The organism is Salinilacustrithrix flava (assembly GCF_041228405.1).
In the GTDB taxonomy this organism is placed as follows: Bacteria; Actinomycetota; Acidimicrobiia; order Acidimicrobiales; family Salinilacustritrichaceae; genus Salinilacustrithrix; species Salinilacustrithrix flava.
In genome coordinates, this window is sequence record NZ_CP133888.1 from 1330560 (window position 1) to 1353051 (window position 22492).

24 protein-coding genes and 1 tRNA gene are annotated in these 22492 nt (G+C 72.4%); 22 read left to right on the forward strand and 3 right to left on the reverse strand.

Annotation, left to right across the window (positions count from 1 at the left end):
* Positions 1–148 precede the first annotated feature (148 nt).
* The 6 genes from RGQ06_RS06665 to RGQ06_RS06690 all read left to right on the forward strand — a co-directional run bounded on the left by RGQ06_RS06665 (position 149) and on the right by RGQ06_RS06690 (position 4529).
* Positions 149–1099 (forward strand): LPXTG cell wall anchor domain-containing protein, encoded by a 951-nt coding sequence (locus tag RGQ06_RS06665; protein ID WP_432427347.1) that lies wholly within the window; start codon positions 149–151, stop codon positions 1097–1099.
* Positions 1100–1466: 367 nt separating this feature from the next.
* Positions 1467–2390 (forward strand): hypothetical protein, encoded by a 924-nt coding sequence (locus RGQ06_RS06670; RefSeq protein WP_432427346.1) that lies wholly within the window; start codon positions 1467–1469, stop codon positions 2388–2390.
* Between the two features lie 208 nt (positions 2391–2598).
* Positions 2599–3180 (forward strand): DUF3566 domain-containing protein, encoded by a 582-nt coding sequence (locus tag RGQ06_RS06675; RefSeq protein ID WP_432430709.1) that lies wholly within the window; start codon positions 2599–2601, stop codon positions 3178–3180.
* Positions 3181–3247: 67 nt separating this feature from the next.
* Positions 3248–3321, forward strand: a tRNA-Ile gene (locus RGQ06_RS06680).
* Between the two features lie 78 nt (positions 3322–3399).
* Positions 3400–3537, forward strand: coding sequence for a hypothetical protein (locus tag RGQ06_RS06685; protein ID WP_432427344.1), 138 nt, complete (start codon positions 3400–3402; stop codon positions 3535–3537).
* Positions 3534–4529, forward strand: a complete 996-nt coding sequence (locus tag RGQ06_RS06690; RefSeq protein WP_432427343.1) for a hypothetical protein — start codon at positions 3534–3536, stop codon at positions 4527–4529. The genes RGQ06_RS06685 and RGQ06_RS06690 overlap by 4 nt, the downstream gene beginning before the upstream one ends.
* Before the next feature lie 45 nt (positions 4530–4574).
* Here RGQ06_RS06690 and RGQ06_RS06695 read toward each other — a convergent pair whose 3' ends face one another.
* On the reverse strand, positions 4575–5366 hold the full coding sequence (locus RGQ06_RS06695; protein WP_432427342.1) for an inositol monophosphatase family protein: 792 nt from the start codon (positions 5364–5366) through the stop codon (positions 4575–4577).
* Between the two features lie 12 nt (positions 5367–5378).
* Complete coding sequence (locus RGQ06_RS06700; RefSeq protein ID WP_432427341.1) at positions 5379–6119, reverse strand: maleylpyruvate isomerase family mycothiol-dependent enzyme; 741 nt, start codon at positions 6117–6119, stop codon at positions 5379–5381.
* A gap of 63 nt (positions 6120–6182) precedes the next feature.
* Here RGQ06_RS06700 and RGQ06_RS06705 point away from each other — a divergent pair, with 63 nt between their 5' ends.
* The 11 genes from RGQ06_RS06705 (at position 6183) to RGQ06_RS06755 (ending at position 14970) form a co-directional block, all read left to right on the forward strand.
* Positions 6183–7460: a YibE/F family protein gene (locus RGQ06_RS06705; RefSeq protein ID WP_432427340.1), complete on the forward strand. Its 1278-nt coding sequence runs from the start codon at positions 6183–6185 to the stop codon at positions 7458–7460.
* 197 nt (positions 7461–7657) lie between these two features.
* Positions 7658–7894: a 50S ribosomal protein L28 gene (gene rpmB, locus RGQ06_RS06710; RefSeq protein WP_432427339.1), complete on the forward strand. Its 237-nt coding sequence runs from the start codon at positions 7658–7660 to the stop codon at positions 7892–7894.
* Complete coding sequence (gene rpmG, locus RGQ06_RS06715; RefSeq protein ID WP_432427338.1) at positions 7894–8058, forward strand: 50S ribosomal protein L33; 165 nt, start codon at positions 7894–7896, stop codon at positions 8056–8058. The genes rpmB and rpmG overlap by 1 nt, the downstream gene beginning before the upstream one ends.
* Before the next feature lie 157 nt (positions 8059–8215).
* Positions 8216–8485 (forward strand): hypothetical protein, encoded by a 270-nt coding sequence (locus RGQ06_RS06720; protein WP_432427337.1) that lies wholly within the window; start codon positions 8216–8218, stop codon positions 8483–8485.
* 89 nt (positions 8486–8574) lie between these two features.
* On the forward strand, positions 8575–9102 hold the full coding sequence (locus RGQ06_RS06725; RefSeq protein ID WP_432427336.1) for an NUDIX domain-containing protein: 528 nt from the start codon (positions 8575–8577) through the stop codon (positions 9100–9102).
* A gap of 26 nt (positions 9103–9128) precedes the next feature.
* Positions 9129–9917 carry a hotdog domain-containing protein gene (locus tag RGQ06_RS06730; RefSeq protein WP_432427335.1) on the forward strand — a complete coding sequence of 263 codons (789 nt, stop codon included), beginning with the start codon at positions 9129–9131 and terminating at the stop codon, positions 9915–9917.
* A 55-nt stretch (positions 9918–9972) separates the two neighbouring features.
* On the forward strand, positions 9973–11310 hold the full coding sequence (locus tag RGQ06_RS06735; protein WP_432427334.1) for a glutamine synthetase family protein: 1338 nt from the start codon (positions 9973–9975) through the stop codon (positions 11308–11310).
* 2 nt (positions 11311–11312) lie between these two features.
* Positions 11313–12032 carry a gamma-glutamyl-gamma-aminobutyrate hydrolase family protein gene (locus RGQ06_RS06740; protein WP_432427333.1) on the forward strand — a complete coding sequence of 240 codons (720 nt, stop codon included), beginning with the start codon at positions 11313–11315 and terminating at the stop codon, positions 12030–12032.
* A 130-nt stretch (positions 12033–12162) separates the two neighbouring features.
* Positions 12163–12936: a glucose 1-dehydrogenase gene (locus tag RGQ06_RS06745; RefSeq protein WP_432427332.1), complete on the forward strand. Its 774-nt coding sequence runs from the start codon at positions 12163–12165 to the stop codon at positions 12934–12936.
* A 52-nt stretch (positions 12937–12988) separates the two neighbouring features.
* Positions 12989–14188, forward strand: coding sequence for a CaiB/BaiF CoA transferase family protein (locus RGQ06_RS06750; protein WP_432427331.1), 1200 nt, complete (start codon positions 12989–12991; stop codon positions 14186–14188).
* Between the two features lie 26 nt (positions 14189–14214).
* Positions 14215–14970 carry an alpha/beta hydrolase gene (locus RGQ06_RS06755; RefSeq protein ID WP_432427330.1) on the forward strand — a complete coding sequence of 252 codons (756 nt, stop codon included), beginning with the start codon at positions 14215–14217 and terminating at the stop codon, positions 14968–14970.
* Positions 14971–14979: 9 nt separating this feature from the next.
* Here RGQ06_RS06755 and RGQ06_RS06760 read toward each other — a convergent pair whose 3' ends face one another.
* Positions 14980–15999, reverse strand: a complete 1020-nt coding sequence (locus tag RGQ06_RS06760; RefSeq protein ID WP_432427329.1) for a sodium:calcium antiporter — start codon at positions 15997–15999, stop codon at positions 14980–14982.
* A gap of 89 nt (positions 16000–16088) precedes the next feature.
* Between RGQ06_RS06760 and RGQ06_RS06765 the strand changes: the two genes are divergently transcribed.
* From RGQ06_RS06765 to RGQ06_RS06785, 5 genes are all read left to right on the forward strand, one after another.
* Positions 16089–16886 (forward strand): metal-dependent hydrolase, encoded by a 798-nt coding sequence (locus RGQ06_RS06765; RefSeq protein ID WP_432427328.1) that lies wholly within the window; start codon positions 16089–16091, stop codon positions 16884–16886.
* Between the two features lie 73 nt (positions 16887–16959).
* On the forward strand, positions 16960–18063 hold the full coding sequence (locus RGQ06_RS06770) for a Vms1/Ankzf1 family peptidyl-tRNA hydrolase (protein ID WP_432427327.1): 1104 nt from the start codon (positions 16960–16962) through the stop codon (positions 18061–18063).
* A gap of 37 nt (positions 18064–18100) precedes the next feature.
* The gene (locus tag RGQ06_RS06775; RefSeq protein ID WP_432427326.1) at positions 18101–19513 is read left to right on the forward strand and encodes a pyridoxal phosphate-dependent decarboxylase family protein; all 1413 of its coding nucleotides are present in this window, start codon (positions 18101–18103) and stop codon (positions 19511–19513) included.
* 8 nt (positions 19514–19521) lie between these two features.
* Positions 19522–20895, forward strand: coding sequence for an NAD-dependent succinate-semialdehyde dehydrogenase (locus RGQ06_RS06780; RefSeq protein ID WP_432427325.1), 1374 nt, complete (start codon positions 19522–19524; stop codon positions 20893–20895).
* Between the two features lie 64 nt (positions 20896–20959).
* Complete coding sequence (locus RGQ06_RS06785; RefSeq protein ID WP_432427324.1) at positions 20960–22471, forward strand: xylulokinase; 1512 nt, start codon at positions 20960–20962, stop codon at positions 22469–22471.
* Positions 22472–22492 lie beyond the last annotated feature (21 nt).

Here is a 22492-nt window from a genome sequence, read left to right on the forward strand (position 1 = left end):
GCGAGCCGACAGGGACGCACCGAGTGATCCACCCACGGTCCTTCGGGACCACGCCGAGCACAGACACGGCGGGCGGGGCGGCAGACGGTGGTCCGACGTGAGCTGCCGCGCGACCTCGCGCGGCCCGACCCCCCAAGTGGAGCCAGCCATGCGACACCCATCCAGCAGATTCCTCCAGACGTTCTCCCTCCTGATCGGTGCCCTCGCGCTGGTCTTCGGCAGCGCCGGCCTCGTCGGCGCCAGCCAGCCCGAGCGTGACGGCACGAGCGCCACGTCGGATGTGGCCGACGACGGCGACAACGCCCATCCCTCCGGCAAGGACCGCTCGGTCGAGCCCGGTGGTTCCGGGACCCAGGGCAACGCCCAGTCCGATCCCGACGACGACGGTCGGGGACCGGATCGGTCCAACGGTGGTGCCGACAAGCCCGGTGGGGAAGGCGGCGTCGACAAGGACGATCAGGACGGCAACAACGGCTGCGGCAACGACGACGACTTCGAGGACGACAACGAGGGTCTCTGCCTCGGTCGGGATGGCGCCCCCGGTCAGCAGCCGGATGACGATGACAACGACGACGACACCGGTGACAACGAGGACGACACCGGTGACAACGAGGACGACACCGGTGACAACGAGGACGACACCGGTGACAACGACGACGACAACGGCGACGAGGGTGACGACGGCACCGACGAGGGTGACGACGACTCCGACGAGGGTGACGATGGTGACGACGTCGACGTCATCGACGACGGTGAGGGCACTGACGAGGGCGATGGCGCCGACGAGGGTGGCGAGACCGTCGAGGAGACCGACTCCGACACCGATGTCGAGGGTGATGAGGTCGTGCAGAACCCGGTGACCCCGGCGACGCCGGCCGAGCCCGAGGTCAACCCGGCCACGCCGGCCAGCCCGGCGCAGCCGGCCGTCGAGAGCGCCACGGACCGCAACACGCAGGTCCTCGGCGCCCAGACGGTCCGTTCGCTGCCCCGCACCGGTGACGAGAACACCTACCTGGCTGCGCTCGGCCTGGGCCTGGTGCTGCTGGGCTTCGGCTTCCACGTGACGAGCACCCGCCTCCGCGCTGCTCGGACGAGCTGACCGATCGCACATCGGAACCACGCGGAGCCGCCCGGTCACCCGGGCGGCTCCGCCGCGTCCGGAGTGTGCTCCGACCACGCAGCGAGGCGGGCGGAATGGTCGGACCGGTCCGAACCAGAAGTCCCGGAAGTGACGATCGGTTGACAATGGGCCGTTCGGCCCATGTGCTGACCGCTGAGAGTGAGCACACTGTCACTCACGGCGTTCACAGCGTCGGAATCCTACGGAACACGATGATCCGCACGGCTCACCTCTCGAGGTGAACTCGGCCGCCTAACGGCCGTGCGGGGAGTGAGTGGCGAGACCGGTCCGTTCTGACCCAGGCGATGGGCAGATGACCGGTCGCCAGCTTCCGAACGGAGTTCACATGCAGTCCAAGACCACCCGAGGCGTCCGTCGCCTCCTCGTGTCGACCGGCGTGATCAGCCTCGTGCTCTCCGTCGCCGCCCCCGCCGCCCTGGCCGAGAAGCCGGAGGGCACGCCGGGCAAGGACCGCGATCGGTCGGGCCAGGAGCACCCCGGTCTCGGGACCACCCGCACGCTGGTCTGCCACGAGGGCCGTGTCCTCGAGGTGGACGACGATGGCGCCCTCAACGGTCACACGAACCACGGTGACCAGATCCTCGAGGGCGACCACGAGGAGGGTGAGCCGTGCGAGAACGATCCGATCGAAGACGATGAGGTCGTCGAAGGCGACGGCAACAACACCGGTGGCGGGACCGGCGAAGGCGACGGCACCGGCGACGACGAAGGTGACGGGAACGAGGACGGCAACGCCGGCGGCAACAGCGACGGCGCGCCGGGCGACGGGAACGAGAACAACCCGACCGGTCAGGACGGCACCGACAACGGCGGCGACGACGACGTGGTCGTCGAGGGTGACAGCACCGAGGCCCCCGAGGTCACCGAGCAGCCCGAGCAGCAGGCCGATCCGGAGCCCGAGCCGGCCAAGCCGGTTGTCATCATCTCGGCCGACACGGTCACCAAGCCGGTCGTGCCGGCGGTCCCGGCCCAGCCGGCCGCCCCGACCCGGCCGGCCGTGACCAACACCCCGGCGCCGGCAGCCCCGGCCTCCCCGTCTGCCGCACCGAGCGTCAACCCGAACCGCACCCCTGAGGTGCTCGGCTCGGTGACCACCCGGACCCCGGGAGGTGCGCAGGTGACCGCTCTGGCCGCGACCGGCACCAGCACCACGACGCTGCTGGCCATCGTCGGCGCCACCCTGCTGCTGGCCGGCCTCGGCCTGCAGGCCCTGGGCCGGCGCCAGGCAGGTTCCGTCATCGGAGCCTGAGGGAGCAGGACCGCAACCCCGGAGCTGGGCCGGGGTGCGAGCGGGCAGCGCTGCCGGGCGGAGCAGTGCAGCGGCCGACCCGGTGGGCGTGCGGGAGCGCTCACCGGGCGGCACCGCGTCCGGGGGTGCCACCGCTACGATCGCCGCGGTCGGGCGAGCGGGACGCCCATTCCTACACTGGAGCACGATGTCGACCGACCCCACAGGTATGCGGCCGTCGCCCGATGCCACGGGGCCCCAGCCGGCGGTGCCGGACGAGCGACGGAGCGCGCCGGCGACATCCCGCTCCCGACGGGGCCGCGGTCGCAAGGTCCGCAAGGTCCACCGCGTCGTCCGCCACCTCGAGATCTGGTCCGTGGCCAAGCTCGCTCTGGTCTTCTCCCTGTGCGGGTACCTCGTCGGCATGACCAGCGGCTACCTGCTGTGGCAGGCGGCCGATCGCGTCGGCACGATCGACGGCATCGAGGGGTTCTTCGAGGACGCCGGCGGCTACGACACCTTCGAGATCCTCGGCGAGGTCGTCTTCCGCGCCGCCGCCGTCGCCGGCCTGCTGCTGGCGGCGCTCGGCGTGTTCGTCGCGATCCTCGGCGCCCTCCTGTTCAACCTGATCAGCGACCTCACGGGCGGCATCCGGATGACGGTCATCGACGAGGACCTCATCGTGGCCCCGGCCCGCCGTCGCAGCAGCGGCGCCCCCGGCGGTCCGCCGCCGACGCCGAACGGCTCGAGCAGCGCACCCCGCCCCGACCGCACCGCCGAGCGCCAGACCACCTCCAGCGCGGAGCGCTGAGCACCGACCGCCCGGGTGCTCGCTTGGTCGGGCCCCGGGGTGCTGCTGCTATGTTGTCCCCTCCTCCGGGGCTATAGCTCAGTCGGTTAGAGCGCACCCCTGATAAGGGTGAGGTCACAAGTTCGATTCTTGTTAGCCCCACGGCTGGCCTTCGGCCAGCTTGAAGTTCTTCGGCAGAGCCTCAGAACTTCGGCCTGATCCCGGAAAGACGAGGCCCCGATGACGCTGCTGCGCCGAGCCATCGCCGCCCTGGGCGTCGCTGCGTTCATCGCTGCCGGGCTGCGCATCCGCGGCACCGGTGGCACACCCCCGCAGACCGGGGGATGGCGCGAGCTGCGCGGTCCCGACCTCACGTGAGCCCAGCCTCGGACCCACGCCGCACCGCCGGGGTCCTCGGCGTCGGCGCCACCGGCGCCCGCGCCGCCCGCCAGCTCAGCTCGGCGGACGGCATCGACTCGGTCGTGCTCGCCGCCCACGGGGAGCGCCCGCTCGCGCTGCAGCGCTCTCTCGGATCGGCCGCCCGCATCGGTGAGCCCATCGCCGCCGACGTCGGGGTCGTCGTCCTGGCCGGACCCGTCGGCGCGCACCTGGAGGCGGCTCGGCGGGCCATCGACCTCGGGGTCGACGTCGTCTCGACCAGCGATGCGATCTCGGACGTCGAAGGCCTGCTCGCGCTCGATGGCCGAGCCCGCGCCGCCGGCGTCCGGGTGGTGGTCGGCGCCGGGTTCTCCCCCGGGCTCAGCTGCGTGCTCGCCCGCCACCTCGCCGACTGGGTCGACGAGGTCGACGAGATCCACCTCTCCCGCTTCGGCACCGGCGGCCCGGCCTGCGCCCGCCAGCACCACCGAGCCCTCGCCGCCCGGGCCATCGACTGGCGCGACGGCGAGTGGGTTCGGCGTCGGGGCGGCTCGGGGCGCGAGCTCAGCGTGTTCCCTGACCCGGTCGGATCGCTGGACTGCTACCGGGCTGCCCTGCCCGACGCCCTGCTCCTGCGTCCGGCGTTCCCGGGCGCGGCCCGCATCGCGGCCCGGCAGGCGGCCAACCGCCGCCAGCGCCTCCTCGCCCTGCTGCCGATGCTCCGCCGGCCCCACCCCGAGGGCCGCATCGGCGCCATCCGGGTCGAGGTCCGCGGCCGCCGCGCCGGCGAGGTCGTCTGCGAGGTCGTGGGTGCCATCGACCGCCCGGCCGTGGCCGCCGGTGCCGTGGCCGGCCTCGCGGCCCGCTGGTGCCTCGACGGACGCTTCGAACCGGGCGCCGCCGGCCTCGCACCCCGGGTCGAGCCGGTGCCGTTCCTCCAGGAGCTGTCCGACTTCGGCGTCCGGGCCGCGGTGTTCGTCGGCGTCGCCTGAGCGCGCGCGACACCAGCACTGCCAGTTCGGGGAGGGGGGTTCCCCTCAGGCGGGTGCATCTCCACGGAGGAGTGCGAGCAGGTCGTCGTGTCCCTCGCCGTTGGTGGCCACGCCCGAGCCCTCACGGGGGTCGGGTGAGCCGGACCAGGCGCTGAACCGGCCGCCGGCCTCGGACAGGATCACCGGCATCGGCGCGATGTCCCACAGCGCAGCCGACGGGTCGACCATGGCATCGATGCGACCGGTGGCGACCATCGCGTAGCCGAAGCCGTCACCCCAGGTGCGCAGGCCCCAGCCGGCGTGCTTCACCCGCAGGAGCGCGTCGTCGTCCCAGCGGGTGAAGCCCGATGCGGTGAGGAACGGCTGCTCCGAGGAGCGTGGACCGACCCGGGCCGGGCGCCGCTCGCCCTGGCGGTCGTCCTGGAACGCGCCGAGGCCCCGACCGGCATACACGCACTCGCCGGCGGCGGGCAGGTTGATGACGCCGATCGCCCAGCCGTGCTCGTCCTCGACGGCGAGCAGGTTCGAGTACAGCGGCACGCCGCGCATGAAGGCCTTGGTGCCGTCGATCGGGTCGATGATCCAGCGTCGGCCCGTGGTGCCCTCCTGGTCGCCCTCCTCCTCGCCGAGCACGGCGTCGTCGGGGTGGGCGGCGGTGAGCTCGGCGCGGATGTAGGCCTCGGCGTCCTTGTCGGCCTCGGTCACCGGGGTGCCGTCACCCTTGGCCTCGATGGCGAGGTCGTCGCTGCGGAAGCGGGTGAGCGTCCGCCGGCCCGCCTCCTTCGTGAGCTCGACGGCCCAGGTGAGCAGCTCGGGATCGACGGGGGGAGCGGTCATCCGGCCAGGGTGCTAGATCCGCACCGTCTCGGCCCAGAACGCCAGTGGATCCGGGTCGCCGAAGCACTCGACCTCGACGGGGCGGCGGTTCCAGGCGAACAGCACCAGCTGGCCGGCCGGTCCGCGCACCGCCATGTCGCCCTTGCCGTGGTCGTGGGTGACCTCGACGCCGTCCTCGTGGAAGGTGAACATCCACTCGCCGCCGCCGATCTCGCCGGAGGCGACCGCGTCGTCGGTGGCGTGCAGGTGCACGGTCTCGCCGGTGCCGGTGATGCCGCGGCGTCCGGCGTGGCGGAGGAACACCTCGCCCAGCTCGTCGACGCCGTCGACGGCGAGCGCCGTGTCGATGGGATCCGGGGTCGTGTGGGTGAGCTGCACGTCCACCCGGTGGATCGCGGTCTCGTGGGCCAGGCGGCGGAACCAGAACGCCGCCGTCGGCGCGTCCGCCCAGTTGGGGCGGTGCTCGGTGGGGTCCGTCTCGGCCAGGGCGGCGAGGAGCTCCTCGCCGGCGACCGCCAGCATCTCGAGGGGCGGGACGCCCTCCTCGGGTGGGTCGAACGGGACGAAGTCGGACCCGGGCTCGGCCCGCAGCTGGGCGGTGGCGAAGCGGAAGACCCCGGCGTGGTGACCCAGCAGGTCGGTGACCGTCCATCCTGGGCACGCCTTGACCAGGGCACCGAGGTGCTCGGCGGGTGTGGCGAGGATCCGGTCGATGTCGACGCGCAGGTGGGCGAGGTGGGTGGAGGGCTCCATCGGGCCCGACCGTACCGGCGACGGTCCGCGCCGCAGTCGGCGCGGTGGGCGACCATGGCTGGCGTGCACGATCACTCCCACGATCTGGGCACCGCCCCGGAGGTGGCCCGCGCCCTCCGCCTGGCCGTGCTGGCCATCGTCGTCCTCACCGCCATCGGTCTGTTCGTCTGGCGACCCGACGGCGGGGTCGCGATCCCGTCGGCCGTGCAGGGGCAGGGACAGCGCGTCGAAGCCACCGTCACCGGCACGGCCGAGATCGAGTGCGCCGGCACCGACTTCGGCGGGGCGCCCATCGTCTGCGAGGAGATCCTGCTCGACATCACGAGCGGCGCCAACGCCGGCCGGACCGGCAGCTTCGAGCTGTACCCCCAGCCCGGTAGCCCATCGTTCGACGCGGGCGACCGCATCGTGGTCAACGAGTACGAGGTGCCCGACGGCGGGATCGCCTACACCTTCGCCGACTACCAGCGATCCCGGCCGATGCTGCTCCTGCTCGGCATCTTCGTGGTGGCGGTCATCGCGATGGGACGGTTCCAGGGCCTGCGCGCCCTCGCCGGCCTCGTCGTGTCCGGCATCGTCCTGCTCGCGTACGCGTTCCCCGCCCTGCTCGACGGCAAGCCGCCGCTCGGCATCGCGCTGGTGTCCTCGGTGATCATCGCCGTGGCCGCGCTCTACCTCTCCCACGGCATCAACGACACGACCACGGTCGCGCTGCTCGGGACCCTCGCCGCGCTCGGTCTCACCGGCCTGCTCGCCGCGGTGTTCACCTCCGCGGCCCAGATCACCGGGCTGGCGTCGGAGGACCAGATCTTCCTCATGGTGTCGGCCGAGGGGGTCGACGTGCGGGGGTTGGTGCTGGCCGGCATCGTGCTCGGCAGCCTGGGCGTGCTCGACGACGTCACCGTCACCCAGGTGTCGGCCGTGGCCCGGCTGCGGGAGGCGAACCCCGGCTACGGCATCGCCGAGCTGTACCGCAGCGGCGTCCGCATCGGTCGTGACCACATCGCCTCGGTCGTGAACACCCTCGTGCTCGCCTACGCCGGCGCCGCCCTGCCCTTGCTGCTCTTCTACTCCAACATCGGGATCGGGCTCTCCGAGTCGGTCACGTCCGAGATCGTCGCCGTGGAGATCATCCGCACCCTGGTCGGCAGCATCGGGCTGGTCGCCGCCGTGCCGCTCACCACCGGCCTCGCCGCCGTGGTCGTCACCGGCACCGGGTTCCGTCGGGGCGGACCGGATGCCGCCGCTGCTCCCGCTCCCGCTCCCGCACCCGCACCCGCCGCCAGCCCCGAACCCGCCGGCGACTGGGACGAGTTCGCGCCCCGGACCGAGGAGTTCTGAACGTCCAGGCCCGGGTGCCGGGGTTATCCACAGCATCTTCCACACCTGTGATTACATGGATGTGGTTTCCACCGCCGACGAGCCGGCCCGGCGCCGGGTTGTCGTTCCCCCGGCGCGCCTGCGAGAATATTCCGTCGCTCGTACCGGCGCCCGCGCTCACGCCCGTGAGGCGGTGTGCGCCCCTCGAAGGAAGCACCATGTCGAAGATCTGCCAGGTCACCGGTCGCAAGCCGTCGTTCGGCAAGACCATCTCCCACTCCCATCGTCGCGGCAACCGCCGCTGGACCCCGAACATCCAGAAGCAGCGCTTCTGGGTCGAGTCCGAGAAGCGCTGGGTCACCCTCACGGTGTCCGCCAAGGGCATCAAGACGATCAACAAGAAGGGCATCGACGCCGTGCTGGCCGACATGCGCCGCAAGGGAGTCAAGGTCTGATGCCGAAGAACGACAAGCGCCCCATCATCAAGCTCAAGAGCACCGGTGGCACCGGGTACACGTACGTGACCCGCAAGAACAAGACCAACACTCGCGAGCGCCTCGAGCTGTCGAAGTACGACCCCGTCCTCCGCAAGCACGTCACCTTCAAGGAAGAGCGCTAGCGCCGGCCCGGGATCCCCGGGCCCGACGAGCACGAGACGAGGGCCGGCGCCGAAGGGCGCCGGCCCTCGCCGCGCCCGCCCGGGCGTCGAATGACGCGGCCGGCGCGGGGGTAGGAACCGGCCACTTCCCCCGGCCGCTCCGCACCGAGGTCGCCCCGTGCAGTTCCAAGCGCTCTTCTCCAGCCGAGACGTCGACTCCGTCAGCATCGACGGGATCCTCCACGACGGCGCCGGACCCGGTCGCGCCGCGACCATCACCGGCGCCCGCCCCACCAGCGGCGTGCTCGCCGTGGTCATCCCCGGCACCCTCGACGCCTGGGCCGACGGGCTCTCGATGATCGAGGTCACCGAGGGGCGGGGCTGGCTCGAGATGACCGACGGCGCCACCCGACTCAGCCTCAGGCCGGTGGACGCTCACCAGCCCTGAGCAGCTCTCGACCGGCGGGTCCGTACGGGGAGGTGGGGTCTCCGATGGGCCCGCCGGCCGAACCCGCCCCGCCCCCTAGCCTCGCCGCCGTGGACGAGGAACGGGCGGCGACGGAGGCCGGCGACGCGGTGGTCGACGTGGTCGACCGCGACGACCGGGTGATCGGCACGGCGACCCGGGCCGAGATGCGAGCCGAGGGGTTGCGCCACCGGGCCGTCTACGTGGTGGTCCGGACCACCGACGACCGCATCGTCGTGCACCGGCGTGCCGACTGGAAGGACGTGTACCCCGGCGCCTGGGACCTCTGCTTCGGTGGCGTGCTCGACGCCGGCGAGGCCTGGGATGCGGCCGCCGCCCGAGAGCTGGCCGAGGAGGCGGGCATCGACGCCCCGCTGCGCCCGCTCGGCTCGGGCACCTACGACGAGGACGGCGCCGCCATCAACGGCCGGTTCTACGAGTGCACCCACGACGGCCCCTACCCGTGCCCCGACGGCGAGGTCGTCGAGGTGCGCACGGTCCCGGTCACCGAGCTGGCCGCCTTCCTCGACCGGCACCCCCACTGCCCCGACTCCGCCGCCCTGGTGCTGCCCCTGCTCCTCGATCCGATTGGAACTTGACCGCCCGGTCAAGAGAGACTGGCGCGGTGAGCGACGACCTGTTCCCGGACGTCCGCCGGCACGTGCTCGGCCGGCTCGGCCTCTCCTTCGACCAGGACCGCAGCGCGGTCCGGCTCCCCGACGAACCGGTCCTGCTCGACGCCGACGGCCACGTGAACTTCGGCGTGCTCGGCGTGCTGTTGGACATGGGGTCCTCCGGCGCCCTCGCCGGCGAGGAGTTCAGCCCCTGGGTCCACGCCGACATCACCGTGCACCGCCTCCGGGCCCCGCAGGGCTCGCTGTCCACCACGGCTCGCACGCTGCGTCGGGGCAAGCGCACCGGCGTGGTCGAGCTCGACGTGCACGACGCCTCCGGGGCGCTCGTGGCGGCCAGCACCCAGCAGATCGCCTTCCTCGGCCCGCCCCCCGAGCCAGACTCGGACATGAGCGAGCGGCACGGCGCGTTCCAGGCGATGTTCGACGGTCGCTGCCACCTCACCGAGCCGCTGCCCGAGTACCTGGGCATCCGCGACGACGGCGCCGGCACCTGGTCGATGGACCACGGCCCCGACCGCACGAACGGGATGAGCGGCCTGCACGGCGGCGTGGCCACGACCTTCATCGACGCCGCCGCGGCGGGCGCGGTCGCGCAGCACAGGGGCGGCCCGGCCCGCACCGTGAGCGCCGCGGTCCGCTACCTGCGCCCCGCGCTCCACGGCCCGTTCTCGGTGACGCCCGAGGTGCTGCACGACGACGGCCGCGTCGCCGTGGTGCGCACGCCGGTGCTCGACGTCGAGGGCACCCTCGTCATCAGCGCCGACGTCCACGTCGGCTGAGGGCGGGGCAGGCCAGACCCTTGCCCCGGCCGGGGTGCCGTGGTCGACTGCCGGCGTGACGCCCGGCCTCCTGTCCGTCGACGATCTGCGAGCTGCCGTGGGGGCCGGCACGATCGACACCGTCATCTGCGCCTTCCCCGACCTGTACGGGCGGCTCATGGGCAAGCGCCTCGACGCCCGGTTCTTCCTCGAGGACCCGGCGCACGGAACCCACGCCTGCGACTACCTCTTCACCGTCGACATGGAGATGGAGCCGATCGAGGGCTACGGCTTCGCCAGCTGGGCCAAGGGCTACGGCGACGTGCACCTGGTGCCCGACCTGGCCACCCTGCGCCGCTGCTCCTGGCTCGACCGAACCGCCCTCGTGCTGTGCGACGCGGCGCTCGGCCACGATCCGGTGCGCGTCGCGCCCCGCAGCGTGCTCGCCGCCCAGGTCGCCCGCGCCGACGAGCACGGCTACACCGCCAAGGCCGCCAGCGAGCTCGAGTACTACCTCTACCGCGACTCCTTCACCGACGCCGCCGCCCGCGACCACCGGGACCTGCACCCCGCCGGCTGGTACATCGAGGACTACCACCTGCTCCAGGCCAGCCGGACCGAGGACCTGAACGGCCCCTTCCGCCGCCACCTCGCGGCCTCGGGCATCCCGGTGGAGTCGACGAAGGGGGAGTGGGGCCGGGGCCAGCACGAGCTGAACATCGCCTACTGCGACGTCGCCGGCATGGCCGACCGCCACGTCCTGCTCAAGCACGCGTGCAAGGAGATCGCCGACCAGCTCGGGGCGTCGATCACGTTCATGGCCAAGCCCGACAGCACCGAGGCCGGCTCCTCCTCGCACCTGCACCTGTCGCTGTGGCGAGGCAACGTGAACGTGTTCGCCAGCGACGAGACGTTCCGCCACTTCCTCGGCGGGTGGCTCGCCCACGCCGCGGAGCTGATGGTGTGCTTCGCCCCCACCATCAACAGCTACAAGCGCTACCAGGACCAGTCGTGGGCGCCGACCGCGCTCGCCTGGTCCCCCGACAACCGGACCGCAGGGTTCCGGATCGTGGGGGAGGGGCCGGCCAAGCGCATCGAGTGCCGGATCCCCGGCGCGGACGTGAACCCGTACCTCGCCTATGCCGCCGCCCTCGCCAGTGGCCTCGACGGCATCGAGCAGGGCACCGAGCCCCCGGACGCGCTCGACGGCGACGCCTACGCCACCGACGACCTGCCCCCGATGCCGCGCACCCTCGCCGAGGCCGTCGCCGCGTTCGACGGATCCGACTTCGCCCGGCGCGCCTTCGGGGACGACGTCGTCGACCACTACGTCCACTTCTTCCACACCGAGGTCGCCCAGTACGACGCCGCCGTCACCGACTGGGAGCGCCGGCGGTACTTCGAACGGATCTGACCGTGCCCCGTCCGCTCATCGGCCTCACCACCTATCCGCCGAACCCGGGCGACCGCTACGAGCTCCCCCGGCCCTACGTCGACGCCGTCCGTCGGGCCGGGGGCGAGCCGGTCCTCGTCCCACCCGGCGTGGCGGACCCGGCCGGGTTGCTCGACCGCCTCGACGGGCTGCTCCTCGCGGGGGGCGGTGACATCGATCCGGCCCGCCACGGGGGTGGGGCGCACGAGACCGTGTACGCCCTCGACCCCGACCGTGACGAGAGCGAGCTGGCGCTGGCCCACCTCGTCCTCGAGCGGGGCACGCCGACGCTGGCGATCTGCCGTGGCTCCCAGGTCGTGAACGTCGCCCTCGGTGGGACCTTGCACGTCCACCTCCCCGACGTCGTCGACGGCACCGTGGTCCACCGCAAGGAGCCCGAGGCGCTGCGCGGGATGCCGGGACCGACGCCGCACGAGATCGAGGTCGAGCCGGGTTCGCTGATCGCCGAGGTCATGGGCGCCGCCCGGGTGACGCCCATGAGCTGGCACCACCAGGCTGTCGACCGCGTCGGCGACGGCTTGCGCGTCGTGGCCCGCGCCCCCGACGGCACCGTCGAGGCGCTCGAGCACGACACCCACCCGTGGCTCGCCGTCGTCCAGTGGCATCCCGAGCTCACCGCGGCGGGCGATCCGACCCAGCAGCGCCTCTTCGACGCGCTGGTCGCGCGGTCCGCCGACGGCTGAGCAGGAGCCGAGCCGGCAGGCGAGGCGACCCATGTCACGGGCCCTGTGACGGCGGAGCCGTCAGATCGGACAGCAGCGGGACGTGATTCGTCCGCGCCGATGTTCAGCGTCGGGGTGGCATCCTGACCGGATGAAGCTCCAGTGGAAGGTCGCCATCGTCACCGGTGCGGCGAGCGGCATCGGCGCCCACGCGGCCCGGCTGTTCGCCGGCGAGGGCGCCACGGTCGTCTGCGTCGACCGCGACCACCACGGGGCCAACGCCGTCGTGAACGAGATCACCGCCGCGGGTGGCCGGGGCCTGGCCCTCACCGTCGACGTGTCGGCCGAGGACCAGATGCGGGAGATGGTCGAGCGCACGGTCGAGGAGTTCGGCCGCCTCGACGTGCTGTTCAACAACGCCGGCGTGATGCTCGCCGACGACGGTGACGCCGAGACCACCACCGAGGACGTCTGGGACCAGACGCTGGCCATCAACGTCAAGGGCGTCTGGCTCGGCTGCAAGTACGGCATCCCGGCCATGCGCGACGCCGGCGGCGGCTCGATCATCAACACCGCATCCTTCGTCGCCCTCATGGGCGCCGCCACCCCGCAGCTGGCCTACACCGCATCCAAGGGCGCCGTGCTGTCGATGACCCGGGAGCTGGCCGTGCTCCACGCCCGCGAGGGCATCCGGGTCAACGCCCTGTGCCCCGGCCCGCTGCGCACGAAGCTCCTCATGGACTTCCTCGACACCGACGAGAAGAAGCAGCGTCGGCTGGTGCACGTGCCGATGGGCCGCTTCGGGGAAGCCGAGGAGATGGCCAAGGCAGCGCTGTTCCTGGCCACGGACGACTCCTCGTACATGACCGGCGCCACGTTCACCGTCGACGGCGGCATCACCTCCGCCTACGTGACGCCGGAGTAGCCCCCTTCCGTTCTGGCAGTCGCCTCGTCGCGCGGGGGTACGGTCCGCCGCCGTGCACGACGGCATCCGGGTCCTCGACCTCACCCAGTACCTGGCCGGCCCGGCCTGCACCCGGCTGCTCGCCGAGATGGGCGCCGAGGTCATCAAGGTCGAGGCCGCCCCCTACGGCGACCCGAGCCGCGCCTTCACGCCCCGGCGCAACCGGCGCGCCGGCTTCTTCGTGCAGCAGCACCGGGGCAAGCAGAGCATCTGCCTCGACCTGTCCACCGATGAAGCCCGATCGATCGTGCGGGAGCTGGCCGATCAGGTCGACGTCGTCGTGGAGAACTTCAGCCCCGGGGTGATGGACCGCAAGGGCTGGGGCTACGAGGAGCTGTCCGCCACCAACCCTGGCCTGGTGATGTGCTCGGTCTCGGGGTTCGGCCAGACCGGTCCGCTGCGGGACAAGCCGGCGTTCGACTTCGTGGCCCAGGCCTACGGGGGCGTCATGCACATGACGGGCGACCCCGATGGACCGCCCACCTTCGTCGGCATCGGCCTGGCCGACACCGTCGCCGGCGTCCATGCGTTCGCGGCCATCGGCTGGGCGCTGCTCCGCCGCACGATGACGGGCCGCGGGACCCACATCGACGCGTCGATGGTGGACTCCCTCGTCCACCTGCACGAGACGTCGATCTATGCCCCGTCGATCACCGACGGCGAGTACGTCCCGATGCGGGCCGGCCGGCACTACCAGCCGTCGTCGCCGGGCGGGACGTTCGTCGGGCCGGAGGGTTGGATCGTGGTGTTCTGCACCCAGGGCCAGATCCAGGGGCTCTGGGACGCACTCGGGCACCCGGAGTACGGCGACGACGACCGGTTCCGGAACAACGACGGTCGGCTGGCCAACCGCGACGAGCTCACCGAGATCATCGAGGCGTGGATGGCCGGCTTCGACACCGACGACGAGGTCATCGCCGCCCTCGATGCCCACCGCGTGCCGTGCTCCAAGGTGCTGTCGCCGGCGGACTTCGCCGACCAGCCCCACCTCGTGGACCGGGGCATGATCCGCTCCGTGGACGACCCGATCGCCGGGCCCGTCACCATCCCCGGCTTCCCGTTCGCCTTCGACGGCGAGCGCCCGCAGCTGGACACCCCGGCCCCGCTGCTCGGCGAGCACAACCGCACGGTCCTGACCGGCCTGCTCGGCTGGGACGACGAGCGCGTCGACGCGCTCGAGGCGGCCGGTGTCCTGCAGTCCAAGCCGCGCTGACCCGCCGGGCGCGAGACTGCCCGGCCATGGCCGGACGGGTGACGATCGACGAGGGTGTGGTCTACGGGCAGGCAGGTGGTGACGGGCGCGAGCTGCGCTGCGACGTCTACCGGCCCGAGGACCACGACGGTCCGCTCCCCGGGGTGCTGCTGATCCACGGCGGGGGCTGGCGCCAGGGCGACCGCACCCAGCTGCGGGGCTACGGCGTGCTCATCGGGCGGGAGGGCTACGTGTGCGTCGCGCCCGAGTACCGGCTCGTCCCGGAGTCGCCGTGGCCGGCCCAGATCGACGACGTGCGCGCCGCCCTCCAGTGGATGCGGGACCACGCCGACCAGCTCGGCATCGATCCGACCCGCATCGCGGTGGAGGGCAACTCCGCCGGCGCCCACCTGGCCCTGCTGCTGGCCGCCGACGAGTCGCTGCAGCTCGGCGCCTGCATCGCCGTGTACCCGCCCACCCACCTGGTGTTCGGTGAGCACGTCGATGGATCGGTCCCGCTGATCGCCATCGCCGACGACGGCGGCTCCCTCGAGCTCGAGCGCGAGGTCAGCCCCCTGCTGCTCGCCTCCCCGTCGTTCCCGCCGACCAAGCTCATCCACGGCAGCGGGGACGACGTCGTGCCGGTCGCCGCCAGCTTCCGGATGTACGAGGCGCTCCACGCACACGGCGTCCCGGTCGACCTGCACATCTACGCCGAGCAGCCCCACGCCTTCGACGCCGAGCCCCTCTACGGGCGGGCCACCGCCCGGGAGATGGTCCACTTCCTCGGCCGCTACCTCTGACGGGGCGGGTCAGCCGATGGCGACGAGGGACGCGAGACCGAGGGCGTAGAACACCAGGATCGCCACCCCCTCGAAGCCGATGTGGCGCTCCTCGCGCCCGACCATGCCGGCGGCCAGCGTGGCGGTGAGCACCACCGTCACCGACATGAGGAACAGCGCCTGCGGATCGGCGGCGTGGTAGATCGACCCGTCCCGGAAGGCGATGTCGGCCGCAGCGATGAAGAGGACGTCGAAGGTGTTGCCGCCGATGATGTCGCCGACGGCCAGCGTCACGGCGCCGATGCGGACGGCGGTGATCACGGTGACCAGCTCGGGCAGCGACGTCGTCACCCCGGTGAACGTGGCCCCCACGAGCGACCCGGACATCCCCGTGCGTTCGGCGATCGAGAGGCCGGCGGTGCCGATGATCCAACCGACGACGGCCACGACGGCGGCGAGACCGACGAACTCGGTCCAGACCCGGCGGTTCGAGCGGTCGCTCGGTGGCTCGGCGACGTCCTCGACGGTGTCCCGGGTCTGTCGTGGCTGCCACATGGGGTGCTCGTGGGCCCGGTTGGTGAGCACCAGGCCGTAGGCGTAGACGGCCACCAGGATGATGGTGACGGGGTGCACGGCGAACACCGTGATGTCGGGGCTGCCGGTGCCGCCCAGCACCAGACCGATGAGGCTGACGAGGATGAGCGCCTGGGTGAGGTTGGGGATGGAGGCCGCGGCGTGCTCGAGGTTCACCCGGCGGTAGACGAGGTCGGCGAGGGCGAGGAACGTCGTCTGGGCCGCGATGCCGCCGACGGCGTTGCTGACCGCGAAGCCGGCCTCACCGCTGGCAGCACCGACCACCGTCGTGACCAGACCGGGCAGCGACGTCACCGCGCCGAGGAGCACGGCGCCGGCGATGGCCTCGCCGAGACCGGTGCGGTCGGCGAGGGTGTCGGCGACGCGCGTGAGGCGCACGCCGGCGGTGAGCAGCATGACGCCGCCGATGAGGATCGCCGCGATGCTCCACGCCAGCGGCCAGGCGCTCGTGACCATGCCGACGCCACTACCCGAGGGGACGGGCCCGCAGTCTTCCGGACCTGCGGGTTCGGTGCGAACCGGGCGGAAGCGGACAGGATGGGGGCGTGGCGACCATCACCGTCCGACGACCGACGTTCGACCTCGACGACCTGCCCCGGCGCTGGGTGGGCGGCAGCAGCCTCGGCACCTGGTTCGGCAACGCCGGCCACGTCTTCATCCCACTGGGGGAGCAGTTCTTCATCGACGCGGTGCGCCCCTTCCGCGACGACCTCGACGATCCCGAGCTCCGCCGGACCGTCGCCGCGTTCATCGGCCAGGAGGCCGTCCACGCCCGGCTGCACACCGCGGTCTGGGACCAGCTGCGGGCCCACGGCGTCCCGGTCGAGCTCTACGCACGGCTCATCACCGGCTTCCGACGCGTCGCGGAGGCGCACGCGCCGAGGACCCTGCGCCTGGCCACGACCGCGGCGCTCGAGCACTACACCGCCGCGTTCGGACGAGCGTTCCTCGACGAGGACCTGGACGGGGTGCTCCCCGAGGGCATGGGCGAGCTGCTCCGCTGGCACGGCGCCGAGGAGCTGGAGCACCGCAGCGTGGCGTTCGACGTGCTCGCCGAGGTCGACGACGACCTGGTCCTCCGGTTGGCCGGGCTCGCGCTGGGCAGCACGCTGCTCGTGGTGGTGCCCGGGGTCGGTGTCGCGCTCTTCGCAGCGGCGGACCTGGCCCGGGGCCGGCTCCGCCCCGGCGTGCGGCTGCCGAACCCGCGCCTGGTCGGCATGGGCGGCCGCCTCCTGATCCGCTTCGGACAGGAGATCGCCAGGTACGTGCAGCCTTCGTTCCACCCCGGCGACGACCCGCCACCGCCCTCCTACGACGCCTGGCGGGCGGCGCAGCCGGCGTAGGCGCGCGCGTGGTGGGCAGCTGCAGCACCGGGTACGGAGGCGGCGTCCCCCACCCCACGACCAAGGAGTCCCCGTGTCGCCGACCACCTCTGCCGACCCGCTGCTGACCGAGCTGCTCGAGCGCCGGGGAACCCCGGTTGCCACCATCGTCGCCGCCGGTCCGGGCTTCGAGGGCGACGTGCAGTCTCGGCTCGACATCCGGTCCAAGGAAGCACGCAAGCAGCTCGAGGACGCCGGCCTCCCGGCGGCCGTCGTCGACGCGGTGGAAGCCGCGGTCCGGTCTCACACCGGTGAGGACGGCCTCGGCATCGTCGCCGACCGCGACGGCGTCCTGCTCACGACGCTGCTGGAGGTCGACACCGACGACGAGGTCCTCCAGATCGAGGCCCTGCCCCGCTACGTGCCCTTCGTGCGCGAGCGCTTCGTCAACCGCCCTCACGTCGTCGTGCGCTGCGACCGCGTCGGCGCCCAGATCGCCCGGGTCGAGCGCGGGGAGATCCAGCGCGACACCGAGGTCGTCGGCGACGACGAGCACGTCACCAAGGTCCAGGCCGGTGGTTGGAGCCAGCGTCGCTTCCAGAACCGCGCCGAGCACACGTGGGACCAGAACGCGAAGGAGATCGCCGAGGCCGTCGTGACCGAGGCCGACGCCATCGACGCCGAGCTCGTCGTCGTCACCGGCGACGGCCGGGCCGTGCAGCTCGTGGCCGAGCACCTGCCCGAGCGCTTCGCCGACCACCTCGTGCTCGACGACCACCAGCCCTTCGACGACGAGTCCGATGCCGTCGTGTTCGACCGGGCCATGACCCTCGTGCACGATCGGGTCGGCCGCGAGCTGGTCGAGGTGCTCGAGCGCTTCGGCGAGCTCCGCGGGCGCAACGAGGGGGCCGCCGACGACGTCTCCGACGTGCTCGCCGCCCTCCGCCAGGGTGCGGTGGAGACCCTGCTGGTCTCGGGTGACTCCGACGAGCGGGTCCACATCGCCATGGAGGATCCGATGCAGGTCGCGTTCGACGCCGCCGGCATCACCGATCTCGGCCTCGAGGACGTCGCCGACGCCCGGCTCACCGACGCCGTCATCCAGTCGGCGCTCGTGGGCGGCGCCGCCGTCATGATCGTCCCCGAGCACGGACCCAACAGCCCGAACGGCCCCCTGGGCGCCATCCTGCGCTTCTGAGTGGGCGGGGGTCCCGGCCGGGGTACGGTCCGCGGCCATGAGCTCGCTGTACCCCTACGCCGACCGGTTCCCCGTCAACCGAACGCTCCCTGACGAGGGCCGCAGCCGCGAGGAGATCCTCGACGAGCTGCGGTCCCTCGCCGCGTCCGAGGACGCCGCGTGGGAGACCGGCAAGTGCTCGGGGTCGATGTACTGCGGCGACCACGACCACTACGGCTTCATGAACGAGGTGTTCGGCCTCTTCGGCCACATGAACATCCTCCAGCGCGACATGTGCCCGAGCGCCACCCGGTTCGAGGGCGAGGTCATCGCCATGGCCCTCGACCTCATGCACGGCGAGGCGGCCGCCGAACGGGGCCACGACATCGCCGGCATGGTCACCTCCGGCGGGTCGGGCTCGATCATGCACGCCCTGCTCGCCTACCGGGACCACGCCCGCGCCGAGCGCGGCATCACCAACCCGAACATCGTCAAGCCCGAGACCAGCCATCCGGCCTTCGACAAGGGCTGCCACCTGTTCGGCATCGAGTCCCGCAACGTGCCCGTGGATCCCGACACCACGACCGTGCGCCCCGAGGTCGTGGCCGACCAGATCGACGAGAACACGATCGCCATCGTCGGCTCGGCCTGCAACTACGGCTACGGCACCATCGACCCGATCCCGGCGCTGTCCGACCTGGCGGTGGAGCGGGGCGTGGGCCTCCACGTCGACGGCTGCCTCGGAGGCTTCATCCTCCCCTTCGGCCAAGAGCTCGGCTACGACCAGATCCCGACCTTCGACTTCCGCCTGCCCGGCGTCACCACCATCTCGGCCGACACCCACAAGTACGGCTACGGCCTGAAGGGCACGTCGACGCTGCTGTTCCGGGACAAGGAGGTGCGCAACAGCCAGTACTTCTTCCGCACCGACTGGACGGGCGGCAAGTACTGCTCGCCGGGCATGGACGGCTCCCGATCCGGCGGCCTGCTCGCCGCCACGTGGGCCTCGATGGTGAGCCTGGGCCGCAGCGGCTACCGGGCCTATGCGAAGCAGATCTTCGAGACCAGCTTCGCCATGCAGGAGGCGGTGCGGTCCCACCCCGAGCTGCGCATCCTCGGCGACGCCACGTTCCTGTTCGCCTTCACCAACTGCCCTGAAGGCGGTGGGCACTTCGACATCTACCACGTGAACGACTTCATGCGGCTCCGTGGGTGGCGCTTCAACGGCCAGCAGTACCCCAACGCCATCCACATGGCGGTCACGCGCCCCCAGACCCAGCCCGGCGTGGTCGAGTCCTTCGCCGCCGACCTCGACGAAGCGGTCGCGTACGCGCTCGAGCACGCGGACGAGACGCCCAAGTCGGCGGCCGTCTACGGCGGGGTCGCCGGCGGCATGACCGACGAGGCCGACGACTTCATCCGCAGCGTGATGGCCGGCATGATGGACAAGCACCAGGGCCTCCCCGGGTAGGGGAGACCATGCCGACGAGCACGAACCCGGCCACCGGCGAGCAGATCGCCACCTACGACGAGCACACCGCCGCGCAGGTGACCGACTTCGTCGAGCAGGCCCACGCCCAGCACCGGTCCTGGCGCCGCACCTCGTTCGACGAGCGCGCCGCGGTGCTGCGGGCCACCGCCGACGCCCTCGACGCCCGGGCCGACGACCTGGCCGGGCTCATGGCCGCGGAGATGGGCAAGCCGCTGGCCGCCGGGCGCAGCGAGGTGGAGAAGTGCGCGTGGGCCTGCCGCTACTACGCCGACCACGGCGCCGAGCACCTCGCCGACATCCCCCTCGACGCCGACCGCCAGCGCAGCTACATCCACCACGACCCCCTCGGGGTCGTGCTCGCCGTCATGCCGTGGAACTTCCCGCTCTGGCAGGTCTTCCGCTTCGCCGCCCCGGCGATCATGGCCGGCAACGCCGGGCTGCTGAAGCACGCGTCGAACGTCACCGGCTGCGCGCTCGCCATCGAGGACCTGTTCCGTGAGGGCGGCGCACCCGAGGGCCTGTTCCGCACGCTCGTGATCCCCTCGCGGCACGTCGAGGCGGTGCTCGAGCACCCGCTCGTGCGCGCCGCGACCCTCACCGGCAGCGTGCCGGCCGGGTCGGCCGTCGCCGAGACCGCCGGTCGCCTCCTGAAGAAGACGGTGCTGGAGCTCGGTGGCAGCGACCCCTACGTCGTGCTGGCCGACGCGGACATCGAGGCGGCAGCGAAGACGTGCGCGACGAGCCGGCTCATCAACTCGGGCCAGTCCTGCATCGCGGCCAAGCGCTTCATCGTCGTCGACGAGGTCCACGACGCGTTCGTCGATGCCTTCGTCGCCGAGATGGCGGCCGCGGTCATGGGGGACCCCACCGACGAGGACTCCACGATCGGGCCGCAGGCCCAGGAGTCGCTGCGCGACGAGCTGCACGACCAGGTGCGGCGCACGGTCGACGCCGGCGCCGAGCTGGTGCTCGGTGGTGAGGTCCCCGACCGCGACGGGGCCTGGTACCCGGCCACCGTGCTCACCGGCGTCACCACCGACATGGCTGCCGGCGCGGAGGAGACCTTCGGCCCGGTCGCCGCCGTGCTGCGAGCCCGCGACGAGGCCCACGCCATCGAGCTCGCCAACGACACGTCCTTCGGGCTGGGCGCCGCGGTGTTCACCGCGGACCTCGAGCGAGGCGAGCGCATCGCCGCGGAGGAGCTGGCCGCTGGCTGCTGCTTCGTCAACGACTTCGTCGCGTCCGACCCCCGCCTGCCCTTCGGCGGCATCAAGGACTCCGGCTACGGCCGGGAGCTGAGCCACCTGGGCATCCGGGAGTTCGTCAACCAGAAGACCGTGGTGGTCGGGCCCAAGCAGTGATCTGTCGTCTGCTGGTCACCACAGGTGTGACCCGCAGACGAGATTTTCGGGTTGGATGTCGGTCGTGACCACGGCTCTGGGGATCGACGTCGGCACCACGAACGTCAAGGCGGCCATCGTCGGCCTCGACGGCACCGTGCACGCCACGGCGAGCCGCAACCTGGTCGCCGACGTCGAGGGCGAGCGGGCCGAGCTCGATGCCGACGCCCAGTGGCGGGCGGTGGTCGACGCCGTGGGTGCGTGCGTGGCCGCCGCGCCGGGAGCGGCGAGCGAGATCGTGGCCGTCGGCGTCGACAGCCAGTACTCCTCGATCGTCCCGGTCGATGCCGACGGTCGTCCCGTCGCGCCGATGCGGCTGTGGTCGGACCGGCGGGGCACCGAGCGCAGCTTCGCCATCCTCCGCGAGCACGAGGACGCGTTCATGGGGTTCATCGAGCGCCACGGCATCCCGCCGGTCGGAGGGGGCCTCAGCCTCGGCCACGTGCTCCACCTCCAGCACGACTGCCCCGACGTGCACGCCCGGACCGCGGCGTACCTGGAGCCGATGGACCACATCAACGCCCGGCTCACCGGCCGGTTGGCCGGCAACCAGGCGACGCAGTTCATGAGCCAGCTGGTCGACAACCGGGCCCTCGGGCAGACGACCTACGACGACGTGCTGCTGGGCTGGTCGGGCGTCGACGCCTCGAGGCTCCCGCCGCTGCTGCCCATGGACGAGCCCATCGGACCGGTGCGACCCGAGGTGGCCGACTCCCTCGGCATCCCTGCCACCGCGATCGTCCACGCCGGCGTGAACGACACCCAGGCCGGCTCGATCGCCACCGACGCCTACCGCGACGGTCGGGCCGGGCTGAGCATCGGCACCACGAGCGTGCTGGTCGACGCCATCGCCACCAAGGAGGTGGACCTCGACCACGAGGTGCTGTCGTGCCCCGGCCCGTTCACCGACCGCTACCTGGTCTTCGCCGAGAACGGCCTCGGCGGCAAGCCCCTCGAGCACGTGCTGGACAACGTGGTGCACACCGGCGGCTTCGACACCCTCGACGAGGTGCTCGACCGGGTGCCGGCGGGCAGCGGCGGCGTGCTGTTCCTGCCGTGGTTGCGCGGCTCCATGGCGCCGGCGAACGACCAGCACATGCGGGGCGGCTACGTGAACATGAGCCTCGAGACCGGCCGCAACGAGCTGGTGCGGGCCACGTGCGAGGGCGTCGCCCACAACCTCGCCTGGCTGCTGCCGCATGCCGAGGCGCTCACCGGCGAGCCGGTGCGGGAGCTCGTGTTCGTCGGCGGTGCGGCTCGCTCCGCCGGCTGGGCCCAGATCGTGGCCGACGTGCTCGACCGGCCGGTGCTCGTGCCCGACCGGCCCGAGGTCGCCATCGCCCGGGCCACCGCGCTCCTCGCCCTGCACCGCCACGGGGACCTCGACCGCGACGACCTGTCACGCCTGGCGAGCAGCGGCGGGACCCTGCACCCCATCGCTGCCCACCACGACGTCTACGCCCGGCACCAGCCCCAGTTCGAGGCCGTGTTCGAGGCCCTGCGCCCGATCAGCGCCGCCCTCAACGCCGGGAGCTGACCTTCGCACCCCCGGAGATGA